At 72.1% G+C, this 12,430-nt stretch carries 9 protein-coding genes; 1 reads left to right on the top strand and 8 read right to left on the bottom strand.

What is annotated here, in order from left to right:
* Nucleotides 1-134: 134 nt before the first annotated feature.
* The 5 genes from holA to ACTVAJ_RS19440 form a co-directional block, all read right to left on the bottom strand.
* Complete coding sequence (holA, locus tag ACTVAJ_RS19420) at nt 135-1,097, bottom strand: DNA polymerase III subunit delta (protein WP_470389619.1); 963 nt, start codon at nt 1,095-1,097, stop codon at nt 135-137.
* A 47-nt stretch (nt 1,098-1,144) separates the two neighbouring features.
* Entirely contained in the window at nt 1,145-3,487 is a 2,343-nt protein-coding gene (locus ACTVAJ_RS19425) for a ComEC/Rec2 family competence protein (protein ID WP_470389620.1), read from the bottom strand.
* A gap of 5 nt (nt 3,488-3,492) precedes the next feature.
* Entirely contained in the window at nt 3,493-4,596 is a 1,104-nt protein-coding gene (locus tag ACTVAJ_RS19430; protein WP_470389621.1) for a ComEA family DNA-binding protein, read from the bottom strand.
* A gap of 169 nt (nt 4,597-4,765) precedes the next feature.
* Nucleotides 4,766-5,035 carry a 30S ribosomal protein S20 gene (gene rpsT, locus ACTVAJ_RS19435; RefSeq protein WP_017599539.1) on the bottom strand — a complete coding sequence of 90 codons (270 nt, stop codon included), beginning with the start codon at nt 5,033-5,035 and terminating at the stop codon, nt 4,766-4,768.
* Nucleotides 5,036-5,262: 227 nt separating this feature from the next.
* Nucleotides 5,263-6,237, bottom strand: coding sequence for a hypothetical protein (locus tag ACTVAJ_RS19440; RefSeq protein ID WP_470389622.1), 975 nt, complete (start codon nt 6,235-6,237; stop codon nt 5,263-5,265).
* A gap of 252 nt (nt 6,238-6,489) precedes the next feature.
* On the opposite strand from ACTVAJ_RS19440, the gene lepA reads away from it, so the two are divergent.
* Entirely contained in the window at nt 6,490-8,334 is a 1,845-nt protein-coding gene (gene lepA / locus ACTVAJ_RS19445) for a translation elongation factor 4 (protein ID WP_470389623.1), read from the top strand.
* A 123-nt stretch (nt 8,335-8,457) separates the two neighbouring features.
* On the opposite strand, the gene ACTVAJ_RS19450 is transcribed toward lepA, so the two are convergent.
* The 3 genes from ACTVAJ_RS19450 to ACTVAJ_RS19460 are packed head-to-tail and all read right to left on the bottom strand — an operon-like array spanning nt 8,458 to nt 12,277.
* Nucleotides 8,458-9,363 carry a sugar ABC transporter permease gene (locus ACTVAJ_RS19450; RefSeq protein WP_470389624.1) on the bottom strand — a complete coding sequence of 302 codons (906 nt, stop codon included), beginning with the start codon at nt 9,361-9,363 and terminating at the stop codon, nt 8,458-8,460.
* Nucleotides 9,363-10,994 carry an ABC transporter permease subunit gene (locus ACTVAJ_RS19455; protein WP_470389625.1) on the bottom strand — a complete coding sequence of 544 codons (1,632 nt, stop codon included), beginning with the start codon at nt 10,992-10,994 and terminating at the stop codon, nt 9,363-9,365. Before ACTVAJ_RS19455 ends, ACTVAJ_RS19450 begins: the two co-directional genes overlap by 1 nt.
* A gap of 38 nt (nt 10,995-11,032) precedes the next feature.
* The gene (locus tag ACTVAJ_RS19460) at nt 11,033-12,277 is read right to left on the bottom strand and encodes a sugar ABC transporter substrate-binding protein (protein WP_470389626.1); all 1,245 of its coding nucleotides are present in this window, start codon (nt 12,275-12,277) and stop codon (nt 11,033-11,035) included.
* Nucleotides 12,278-12,430 lie beyond the last annotated feature (153 nt).

Genomic DNA, 12,430 nt, shown 5'->3' on the forward strand with positions numbered 1-12,430 from the left:
ACCGCCCTCAACGGACGCCTGCGGCGCGGTTCCTCCCTCTTCGTCACCCGCCACCACCCTCAACGGACGCCTGCGGCGCGGTTCCCACGCGAGGAACCCCGGCGGTGTCCGACACCGCTGAGGACCTTCCGCCGTCAGCGGGTGCCGCGGGCCCGGGCGATCTCGATCACCGCGCGCTCCAGGGCGTACTCGGGGTCGCGGCCCGCGCCCTTGATGAGCGCGTCGGTCTCGGCGACCACGCCCATGGCGCGGGTGATCCCCGCCGGAGACCACCCGCGGGCCTGCTGTCGCAGGGTGCGCATCTTCCACGGCGGCACCTTGGCCCGTTTGGCCAGCTCCGCCTCGCTCGTGCCCCGCTGGGGCTGGGAGGCCACGGCGATGCCGCGCACCGCACCCGCGAGGGCGCTGTTGATCAGCACCGGGGCGGTGCCCACGGCCAGGGACCAGCGCAGCTGCTCCAGCGCTTCGGGCAACCGGCCCTCGACAGCGCGGTCGGCGACCGAGAACCCGGACGCCTCGGCCTTCCCGGAGTGGTAACGGGCCACCGCGGCGGCGTCCACCCGGCCCTCGGTGTCGGCGATCAGCTGGGTGCACGCCGCGGCGATCTCCCGCAGTTCGGTCCCGACCGCGTCCACCAGTGCCTGCGCGGCGTCCGCCGTGATCTGCCGGCCGGCCGCGGAGAACTCGCTCCTGACGAACGCCACCCGCTCCGGGCCCTTCGTCGGTCCCTTGCACTCCACCCGGTGGGCGCCCGCCTTCACCGCGGCCTGGAGCAGCGCCTTGCCCTTGGCCCCCCCGGCGTGCGTGAGCACCAGGTGGACGTCGTCGGCCGGATCCCTGAGGTAGTCCGTGACGGTCGCCGCCAGATCCTTGGTGAGGTCCTGGGCGGAACGCAGCACCACCACACGACGGTCGCCGAACAGGGAGGGCGAGGTGACCTCGACGAGCGTGGACGGACCGACCTGGGCGGGCACGAGGTCGTGGACGTCCACGTCGGGGTCGGTCTCGCGGACCGCCGCGACCGCGGCGGCCACGGCCCGGTCGACGAGGAGTTCCTCGGTACCGACGATCACGGTGACAGGGGCGGGTGCAGGCATACACCGAGGATGCCACGCCCCACCGACCGGCCGGACGCCATCCGTGCTCACCGGCCGGGATCGGGCCCCCGCAGCACGGCCCGCACGGGCTCGGCGTCGCCGCCGCCCAGGACGGCGACGTCCCCGTCGCGGTCGGTGCGCAGGTTGATCCGTCCGATCCGCTCCAACAGCGCCCACGTGTGCGGGGAGGGATGCCCGTACGGGTTGTCCGCGCCGACCGACGTCACCGTCACCACCGGGTCGGTGGCCGCCAGGAAGTCCGGGTCCTGGGTTCCCGCTCCGTGGTGCGGGGAGGTGAGGACGGTCACCGGCAGCAGGTCGGCCTCCGGTGAGTCCAGCAGCCCCGCCTGGGCCTCCTCCTCGATGTCCCCGGTCAACAGCACCGACATCGCCGCACCGTCGGCTCGCACCACGACGGAGCCGTCGTTGACCGACCCGGTGTGGCCCGGAGGGGGCCACAGCACCCGCAGCAGCCAGGGGCCGACCCGCAGGGACCGTCCGCGTTCGCCCTCCCACAGCTCCACGTCCGCCTCGGTGAGCAGCCGACCGGTCGCGGTGCCGTCGAACCCGGCCGGGGCCAGCGCCGCGTCGACCCGACGGTGCCGCAGGACACCCGGTGTCCCGTCCACGTGGTCGGCGTGGTCGTGGCTGAGCACGAGCAGGGGGACCTCCCGGACCCCCAACCGGTCCAGGCAGCCGTCCATCACGGCCGGATCCTCACCGGTGTCGGCCACCACCGCCGCACCGTCGCCCACCGACAGTACGAACGCGTCCCCCTGCCCCACGTCGCAGGCGACCAGGGCCCAGCCCGTCGGCGGCCACCCTCCGGGTACGCACCGCGCCGCCAGGAACAGCAGCAGCACCGCGACCACCACCGCCGCGACCACACGCAGGACCCGTCCCCGCGCCAGGACCAGGACGATCAGGACCCCGGCCAGGAACAGGGCGCCCACCACGTCCGACCGCCACGGCAGCGCACCGTACGGCACCCGGGCCCCCGTCTTCGCGATCCACGCGATCCACGCCACGCCCCATCCGGGCGGGTGCGCTGCGACCGCCGCCCCGGCCGGCCAGGCCACGGACAGCACCGCGAGCACGAAGCCCGCGACGGTCACCGTCGCCACGACCGGTGCCGCGAGCACGTTGGCGGGTACCGCCACCCACGCCACCTCCCCCGACAGCAGTACCAGCACCGGGGCTACCGCCACCTGGGCGGCCACGGCGACCGCGACGGCCTCGGCCAGCGGATGCGGCATCCGCCGCGACCACATCCGTGTCCAGTTCGGCACCAGCAGCAGGATGCCCGCCGTGGCCAGGACCGACAGCGCGAACCCGAAGGAGACCGCCAGCCCGGGGGAGACGAACAGGACACCCACCACGGTGACGCTCAGCGCACCCAGGGCCGCGTGGGAGCGCCCGGTCGCCAGTGCCAGCAGAGCGAGCGAACCCATGAACGCGGCCCGGACCACACTGGGCTCCGGTCGGCACACCAGGACGAACAGCCAGATCATCAGCGCCCCACCCGCCACCGAGCACCACCGGGGAGCCCGCAGCCACCGGGCGAGACCGAGCACGAACCCCGTCAGCACAGCGAGATTGGCTCCGGAAACGGTCAGCAGATGGCTCATCCCGGTCGCCCGGAAGTCCTCGGCGGTCTCCTCGCGCAGGAGCGACACGTCCCCGACGACCAGTGCGGGGAGCAGCCCGCGTTCCGGTTGGGGCAGAGCGGAGGCGGCCTCGCGCAGACCCGCGCGCACCCGACCGGCCAGCGACTGGAGGCCGCTCGGCTCCGCCACCAGCTCCGGCGGCCCGCGGACCAGGACGAGTGCCGAGGTGAGCGTGTCGCCCTCCGCCGGGAGGAACACGCCCCGGGCCCGGAAGGACTGACCCGGCAGCAGGCCGCGCCACCGTGCGTCCGAGGCGAGCACCACCACCCGCGCCCGGGAGGCGTGACCCCGACCGTCGACCCGCACCCAGGTGGTGCGGGAGCCGACCACCCACTCCGCGCGCCCGGGGCGGGGCGTCCCCGCCCGTGACCGCGGGTCCTCGCGGACGACCGCCTCGAACTCGGTCTCCCGTTCCCCCTCCGCCGCCCGCGCCGCCGCGCTGCCGGTCTCCCGCGCCACGTGGGCGCCGGTCACCGCCGCGGCCGTCGCCGCGCAGACCAGGGCGGCCACGACGCTGAGGACCGCGCCCTCCCGCGAGGGCCGTGCCCGCGCGTACACCCCCACCGCGACGCACCCGGCGACCACCGCGAGGGTCCACGCCACCCGCGGCGGTGCCGACAACGCACCCAGGGCGGCGAGCCACGCCGCGACAGCCGGGAGGAGCAGCCGCAGGTCGGGCGGGTGTCGCAGGCCCAGGGCGTCCGTTCCGAGCCATGTCGCCACCGCACTCACCCCACCGTCACGTACGGTCGGAGGGTCTCCAGGGTCCGGTCCCCGATGCCGTTCACCTCGACCAGGGCGTCGACGCTGGCGAAGGGGCCGTGCGCCTCCCGGTGGGCGACGATCTCGGCGGCGATGACCTCGCCGATCCGGGGAAGCATCATCAACGCGGTGACGTCGGCCCGGTTGACGTCCACCGGTCGCCCCGCCGCCGGAGCCTCGCCCACGCTCCCGGCGGACGGCACACCCACCAGGACCTGTTCGCCGTCCACCAGCGGGCGGGCCAGGTTGAGGGTGTCCAGGTCGGCGTCGGGAAGGGCGCCGCCCGCCTCCGCCACGGCATCGGCCACCCGGGAGCCCGGAGGCACCGTGTACAGGCCGGGCTCGGCGACCTCACCGCCCACGTGGACGACGAGGTCCTCCCGAGGGGCACCGCCAGCCGTCCCACCCGTCCCGGCCGCACCGCTCCGGGCCCCATCGGCCGCATCCGGTGTTCCGGTGCCCGCCTCGGCGGCGGAGGCCGCGGCGACCACCTCCGCGGTCACCGCCTCGGGCCGGTCGCGCAGGGTGAGCAGGGCGGCTCCGACGGCGATCAGGCCGAGGACGGTCAGGGCGAGCACGGCACGCCTGGACGGGGCGGCCCCGACCGGCCACCGCTCGGCGATCCGCGCCAGGAGCGGTCCGGGGGGTTCCGGGCGGATCTCCTCGTACCCCGACGGCGGGCGGTCGGGGCAGCCCCGGGGGCCGACCTCGGGGAACGCGGGCTCGACGGCGGGCCGTTCCGCTGTGGGAGCGGCGGCCTCCGACTCCCACGCGGTGTCCGTCGCCCGCGGTGCGGCCCCGGGGCGCGGCGCCGCGGCCGGAGGGGTCCCCGCGCGGGCGCCCGGGGCCTCCGGTGCCGCCACCGCGTAGGGGGCGCCTGGGATCGGGGGGACCCGCAAAGGCGGCTGTTCGGCATCGCCGGCAGGCGGACCCGGGGCGGTGGGGTGCGCCCCGGGCGGGGCCGGCGGCCGCGACTCGTCGGCGGGGGCGGTGCCAGGGGCGAGCGCGCGGAGCCGCTCGCAGGGGTCGGGGGCGGAGGGACGGCGTCGGACACGGCGCTGAAGGGTCATGCCATCAACGCTAGAAAGGTGCCTACGCGGTGTCAGCAGCCGATTTCCATCTGTGGACAACTCCGCCGCCGCACGGGAACGGCCCCCGTGACCGGCCCGCACCCGGAAACGACGAGGGGCCCGGTCCGGCGTGCTCGCCGGACCGGGCCCCGCCCGTCAGGGTTCAGCCCTAGGCGGACTGAAGCTGGTGCAGGCGCTGGGCGATCGCACTCTTGCGGTTCGCGGCCTGGTTCTTGTGGATGACGCCCTTGCTGTGCGCCTTGTCCAGCGCACGCGCGGCGGCGCGCTGGGCGACGACGGCCTGCTCGACGTTGCCGGCCTCGGCGGCCTCACGGAACCTGCGGATGGCCGTCTTCAGCGAAGAGCGCACCGCCTGGTTGCGGACACGAGCCTTCTCGTTCTGCCGAATGCGCTTCTTCTGCGACTTGATGTTCGCCATGCGAAAACGTGCTCCAGTTAATCGTGATCATCGCGTCGGACCGACCAGCGGCCCAGCTCGCGGGCAGCCGTACCGCGAGCGGCCGGCGTGGGCGCCGACACAGGGTGTGAGTCCTCAGGGCTCTCGTTCGAGCACGGAGGTCCGAGACACGGACTTCCAGTATGCCGTACATACACACCACTTCGTGCACCCCCGCGGCCCCGCCCCCGCGTCGGGGCCGGGGCGCCTCACGAGAGCAGCCACCCCGCCGTGTACGCCGCCAGGTCCTCCGCCTCCGCCTCGTCGGCCACGTACAGCGCCACACCCAGGGTCATCCCCTCCGGCGGCTGCACACGCGTCATCCCCAGGCGGATCCCGGTGAGCGCGGTCGCGACCGACTCGGTGTCCGCGACCGGCCCCCAGCGCCCGCTCGTGTGGCTCGGCAGCCCGAACCGCACCGTCACCCCGTCCCGGTCGGCGAGCGCCTCCACCCCCTCGGTCACCTGGCGCACCATGAACCCCCCGTACAGGACCCCCATGGGCATGTCCGCGCCCACGCCCGGGAGGACGATCTCGTCCGCGTACTCGGTCACCCGGTCCAGGTACCCCGTCGACCAGTACTTCTCCCCGCCCTCGGCCACGAACGAGGGCACGCGTCCGCCCGGCACCAGTTCGACGTGCTGGGCCTGGACCGAGAACACCGCGTCCTCGCCCAGCGCCTCCCGCACCCTGCCCATCAGTTCCGGCACCGAGGGGTCGTTGACGGTCACGGGCCGGATCTCCAGGTGCAGACCGGCGAAACCGTCCGCGGCGACCTCGGCGGCTCCGGCCGCGAGCGCCGCCCCGGCCTCCTCGTCGAACCGGTCCCGGATCAGCGAGGAGCCCTCCGCCACGTGCCGGAGCCACGCCAGCGCCCGCACGTCCGGGTACTCCGCCTCCAGCCACGACAGCAGGTCACCGGTGCCGGGCTCGCGTTCGACGCTCCCGTCGGAGCCGATGTCGCCCGCGTACACGTACACCGTGTTCACCCCGCCGGTCGCCAGCAGGGCGTCCAGCGTGTCGGTGTCCTCCCACGAACCCACCCACGCCGCGTCGGCGCCCTGCGACGCCGCCCACGGCGCGGGATCCCCCGTGAACTGGTAGCCCAGGAGCGCCGCCGCCCCCACCAGCACCACCACGACGGCCGCCAGTCCGGCCAGTACCCGTGTCAGAAGCCACCTCAACGGACCGTCTCCTCCCGGTTGTCGCCTCCGCGCGCCCGGCGCGCTCCCCGACGGCCCGTTCCCGGCCCCACGTCGCATAATCTGGACACCAGTCCCGAACCCGCGGCCCATACTGCCGTACGGGCCGCGGCCGTCCACGGAGAGGACGGCCCCGTCCCCGTGGGATGATGGACGACGCCGTCGGACCGAGCCGCGGCGGGGCGGCGCCCAGGGCCCGCCCGGGACCCGGACCCAACCTGTGAACGGAGCACGGTGGCACAGCCGAACTGGACCGATCCCGCGCTGATCCGCAACTTCTGCATCATCGCGCACATCGACCATGGCAAGTCGACGCTGGCCGACCGGATGCTCCAGATCACCGGGGTCGTCGAGGACCGTCAGATGCGCGCCCAGTACCTGGACCGCATGGACATCGAGCGCGAGCGCGGCATCACCATCAAGTCGCAGGCGGTGCGGATCCCCTTCACCGCCCTCGACGACAGGACGTACACGCTCGACCTGATCGACACCCCCGGCCACGTCGACTTCACCTACGAGGTCTCGCGCTCGCTGGCCGCCTGCGAGGGCGCCCTCCTGCTGGTGGACGCCGCTCAGGGCATCGAGGCGCAGACCCTCGCCAACCTCTACATGGCGCTGGAGAACGACCTCACCATCATCCCGGTGCTCAACAAGATCGACCTCCCGGCCGCGCAGCCGGAGAAGTACGCCGAGGAGATCGCCGGGATCATCGGCTGCGAGCCCTCCGACGTGCTCAAGGTCAGCGCCAAGACCGGTGAGGGCGTCGAGGAGCTGCTCAACGAGATCGTCAACCAGGTGCCGCCGCCCGTCGGCGACGCCGACGCGCCCGCCCGCGCGATGATCTTCGACTCGGTCTACGACACCTACCGGGGTGTGGTCACCTACGTCCGGGTGGTCGACGGCAAGCTCAGCCCCCGCGAGCGCATCCAGATGATGTCGACCAAGGCCTCCCACGAGATCCTGGAGATCGGCGTCAGCGCGCCCGAGCCCAAGAAGTGCGGCGGCCTGGGCGTCGGCGAGGTCGGCTACATCATCACGGGCGTCAAGGACGTGCGCCAGTCCAAGGTCGGTGACACCATCACCTCCCTGGCCGCTCCCGCGACCGAGATGCTCGCCGGGTACCAGGAACCCAAGCCGATGGTCTTCTCCGGCCTGTACCCGATCGACGGCACCGACTACCCGGTGCTGCGCGACGCCCTGGAGAAGCTCCAGCTCAACGACGCCTCACTGGTGTTCGAGCCGGAGACCTCCGCCGCGCTCGGCTTCGGCTTCCGCTGCGGCTTCCTCGGCCTGCTGCACCTGGAGATCACCCGTGCCCGCCTGGAGCGCGAGTTCAACCTCGACCTCATCTCCACCGCGCCCAACGTGATCTACCGCGTGGAGATGGAGGACGGCACCGAGCACGTGGTGACCAACCCCAGCGAGTTCCCCAGCGGGAAGATCGACAGGATCTTCGAGCCCGTCGTCAAGGGGACCGTGCTCAGTCCCTCCGACTACATCGGCCAGATCATGGAACTGTGCCAGGACCGGCGCGGCACCCTCCACGGCATGGACTACCTGTCCGAGGACCGTGTGGAGATGCGGTACACGCTGCCCATGGCCGAGATCGTCTTCGACTTCTTCGACCACCTGAAGTCGCGTACCAAGGGCTACGCCTCGCTCGACTACGAGCCCACCGGTGAGCAGGAGGCCGACCTGGTCAAGGTGGACATCCTGCTCCAGGGCGAGGCGGTGGACGCCTTCTCGGCGATCGTGCACAAGGAGAAGGCGTACGCGTACGGCGTCGAGATGACCAAGAAGCTGCGCGAGCTCATCCCGCGGCAGCAGTTCGAGGTGCCCGTCCAGGCGGCCATCGGCGCCCGGGTGATCGCCCGTGAGAACATCCGCGCCATCCGCAAGGACGTGCTCGCCAAGTGCTACGGCGGTGACATCAGCCGTAAGCGCAAGCTGCTGGAGCGGCAGAAGGAGGGCAAGAAGCGCATGAAGATGGTCGGCCGCGTGGAGGTCCCCCAGGAGGCCTTCATCTCCGCCCTGTCCACCGACGCCGGCGGCGGCGGCGACGACAAGAAGAAGAAGTAGTCGGGCCGACCCGCTCCACGGAACGCACGGTCCGTGCCCGCGAGCCCGCGACGCAGCGCGGGTACGACCGGGGGCGCATCCCGCGCGGGATGCGCCCCCGGTTCCTCGCCTACGCGCGGGCCGTCAGCCCTTGACCGCCCCGGAGGTCAGGCCCTCGGTGATGTAGCGCTGGAGGAACCAGAACACCGCCAGGGTCGGCAGGGACAGCATGATCGCACCCACCGCGAACATCCCGAAGTTGGCGTTGCGCTGTGAGGCCACCAGCTGGTAGAGCCCCAGCCCGAGCGTCTTGGCGTCCGTGTCGCGCAGGAACACGCTCGCCATCAGGAACTCGTTGATGGTGGCGATGAACACCAGCAGTGCCACGATCGCCAGGACCGGCGTGACCAGCGGAAGCATGATCCGGAAGAACACCTGCGCGTGTGTGGCCCCGTCCATCTGGGCCGACTCGTCCAGTTCCTTGGGGACGGTGTCGAAGAACCCCTTCATCAGCCACGTGTTGATGCTGAGCGCGCCTCCGAGGTACACGAGCAGCAGTCCCCAGCGGGTGTCGAAGCCGATCGAGGGGTAGTACTCGCCGATGCCGGAGAACATCAGGTAGATCGCCACGATCGCCAGGAACTGCGGGAACATCTGGATGACCAGGAGCCCGATCAGCCCCACGCGCCGTCCGCGGAACCGCATCCGGCTGAACGCGTACGCCGCCAGCGCGGACAGCAGCACCGTCACGGCCGCGTTGGTCAGCGCGAAGAACAGCGAGTTGGCGTACCACGTGGCGAACGGCGTGTTCCGGAACAGGTCCCGCGCGTTCTCCAGGCTCGCCCCGGTCGGCAGCAGCTCCGCGCTGCTCAGCGTGCCGAGCGGGTTGAGCGCGGCCGAGACCACGAACAGTACGGGGAAGAGCGCGAAGCCCGCGACCAGCCACATGACCGCGTGCCGCCAGCCCAGACGGGCCGCCCACAGCGCGAACCCCGTCGCCGCGGAGCGCCGGTGGCGGAGCGGCGCCGCCTCGGCGGTGTGCGCCGTCATCAGTCCACCTCCTTGAGTGCCCGGCTCCGCCACAGGCTCACCACCGAGATCACGGAGACGATGAGGAAGATCATCACCGACAGCGCGGCCGCGTACCCGTACTGGGCGGTGGCCTCGTTGAACGCCAACCGGTACGTGTAGGTGATGAGCAGGTCCGTCGCCCCGGCGGTGGAGTTGTCCGCGGAGAGCGGGCCGCCGCGGGTCAGCAGCCACACGGCGTTGAAGTTGTTGAAGTTGAACGCGAACACGGCGACCAGGATCGGGGTCATCGCCACCATGAGCAGGGGCAGCGTGACGTGCCGGAAGGACTGCCAGGCGTTCGCGCCGTCGATCCGCGCCGCCTGGACCAGCTCGCGCGGGATGGCCTGGAGCGCGCCCGTGGCCACGAGGAACATGTACGGGTAGCCGAGCCACACGTTGGCGAGGATGACCGCGCCGCGTGCGCTCCACGGGTTGCCGAACCAGTCCACGTCGAGCCCGAGCACGCGGTTGAACAGACCGAAGTCGGTGTTGAACATGTCCCGCCACAGCAGGTACATGGCCAGCGAGCTCATGGCGTAGGGCAGGACCACCAGGATCCGGTACACGACCTTGCCGCGCATGCGGGGCACGTGCAGGGTCAGCGCCACGGCCAGTCCCACCACGAAGACCAGGGACGTCACGGCGACGGCGAAGACGATGTTCCACACCAGGATGCCGAAGAACGACGAGGCGAAGGACGGGTTGAGCAGGAAGCGGGCGAAGTTGTCCAGGCCCACGTCCACCTGCCAGCCCTGCGGGAGCCGGTCGCCCTCCCCGTCGACGAACGCGCCCCGCTCGTCGTCCGCGGTGTAGACCCGGCCGGTCTCGGTGTCGGTCACGCAGTCGCACCCGGCGTCGTAGACGCGCGCCGCGCTTCCCTCGAAGGCGGTCGACAGGCCGCTGGAGCGGATGCCCGTACCGCTGTCGGTCGGGACCGCGAACTCCTCCAGCTCGTCGCTGCGTGCGTTGACCTGGGCCGGGGTGAGGACCGTGTAGCCGAACGCCTCGGTGATCCGCCCGGAGGCCGGGTCGACCGTGGCGCCGTCGAGGTCGTCGAGCCCGTCGGTGGTTCCGACGTGGGTCCCGCCCTCGGGGCCGGTGAGCAGGAAGACCAGCGGTCCCGTCTCGGGGTCGCCCGTGGTGGCGACGGTCAGGGCGTACTCCTGGGAGTCGGCCGTCCGGGTCACGGACATGGACTCGATGGCGCTGATCGCCTGTTCCTTGCCGCCTCGGTGACCGTCGCTCATGTTGGTCACCGAGGTGCTCATCGTGTAGAGCACCGGCAGGATCTGGAAGGCGACCAGGAACAGTACCCCGGGCACCAGGTACTTGGCCGGGACCGTGCGCCTGGACAGGTAGACGTAGTAGACGAGGCCCAGTACGGCGAGGACCAGGCCGATGCCGAGCCAGTTGCCGCCCAGGTAGAGGGGGAGCAGCGCCCACGCGCCCAGGGCGGTGAACAGACCCAGCAGGCCGATCTTGACGACCTGTCCCGCCAGCGACCCGTCGCGGGCCCAGCGCCCGCCCGGCAGCGGGGAACGGGAGGAACCGCGCCCGGGGCGTCCGTCGCGGGTGGTGGAGGGCGACGGACGGGCGGGCGCCCCGCTCACGGGGGCGCCCTCCTTGTCGGAACCGGAGACCGCCACGACTACTCGCCGATCTGCTCGGAGATCGTCTGCGCCGCGGCCTCCATCGCCTCGCGCACGTCCCCGCCGCCGATGATCTCGGCCTGCGCGACGCCCAGCGGCTGCCAGGTCTCACCCATCTCCGGGATGGAGGGCATCGGCATGCCCTCGGCGCCCGCCTCGGCGATCGCGGAGATGTTGGGGTCGTCCGCCGAGACGCTCTCCAGGGCGTCGGACTGGACCGGCACACGCGGGTCGGCCCCGTACAGGCCGAGGATGAAGTCGGTGTCGGTGACGAGGGTGGTCACGAACTCCTCGGCGAGCGCGGAGTTGGCGCTGCCCTCGGTCACGAAGAAGGACTGGTAGCCGATGTAGGGGCGGGCGGGGCCGCCGTCCTCGAACCCGGGGACGGGGCTGATCGCGTACTCGACGCCCGACTCGTCGGCGTCGGCCAGGTTCCACGGGCCCGCGACGAAGAAGGCGGTCTCCTCGTCGAAGAACAGCGCCGCGTCGTTCTGGGTGGTGATGGAGCGGCGGAGCACGCCCTCGCCCTCCTCGCCGTACTCGGCGACCCGCTCCATCGCCTCGATCGACTCGTCGGTGCCGACCCCGAGGTCGCCCGGGTCCCAGGTGCCGGTGTCGTCCTGTCCGAACAGGTATCCGCCGGCCGAGGTGAACAGGGTGTTCATCCGGTAGGGGTCGCCCTCCTGGCCGACCGCCATGGACAGGACCTCGCTGACCTCGCCGTCGTCCTGGAGCCGGGTGCCGACCTCGACCATCTCCTCGAAGGTCTGCGGGGCGTCCGGCGCGAGCGCGGTGTTGCGCAGCAGGAAGAGGTTCTCCTGGGCGTAGGGGACGCCGAAGAGCTGGCCGTCGAACGACATGGCCTCCAGAGAGGTCTCGTCGAGCAGGGCCGCCCGGTCCTGGGGCAGTTCGATGGGCTGGACGGCGCCGTTGCGCACCAGGTTGCCGGTCCAGTCGTGGGCGCCGATGAAGATGTCCGGGGCGTTTCCGGCCTGGTGGGCGTTGAGCACGTCCCCCTGCATGTCCTCGAAGGCCACGCTGTCCACACTGACGTCGATGCCGTTGGCCTCGGAGAACTGCTCGGCCGCGGCCTGGACGGCGTCGGCGCGCTCGGGGTCGGTCCAGACGACGAGTTCTCCCTGGGCCGTGGTCTCACCGCCGTCGCCCGTGTCGCCGCCGCAGGCGGTCGCCGCCAGGGCGATCGCGGCGAGACCTGCGAACGCCGGTGCGCTGCGGAATCTCATGGTGTGTTCCCTCCGGGAGGCCGTACAGATGGGGGCGCGCACGTGCTGGTCCGGGAGCCGGGTGTGTCACGTCATGCGCGGTGATGTGACATTAGCAATAACTTGCAAAGATTGAAAGGATTTGCAGGCCCTCTGGATAAAGATGCGGAAACG

The sequence above is a fragment of the Nocardiopsis sp. KDC1DS13DA1 genome, assembly GCF_055632325.1.

Excerpts from the sequence above, each read along its gene's own strand:
- holA (WP_470389619.1), bottom strand. The coding sequence starts at position 1,097 with ATGCCTGCACCCGCCCCTGTCACCGTGATCGTCGGTACCGAGGAACTC.
- ACTVAJ_RS19430 (WP_470389621.1), bottom strand. The coding sequence starts at position 4,596 with ATGACCCTTCAGCGCCGTGTCCGACGCCGTCCCTCCGCCCCCGACCCC.
- rpsT (WP_017599539.1), bottom strand. The coding sequence starts at position 5,035 with ATGGCGAACATCAAGTCGCAGAAGAAGCGCATTCGGCAGAACGAGAAG.
- ACTVAJ_RS19450 (WP_470389624.1), bottom strand. The coding sequence starts at position 9,363 with ATGACGGCGCACACCGCCGAGGCGGCGCCGCTCCGCCACCGGCGCTCC.
- ACTVAJ_RS19460 (WP_470389626.1), bottom strand. The coding sequence starts at position 12,277 with ATGAGATTCCGCAGCGCACCGGCGTTCGCAGGTCTCGCCGCGATCGCC.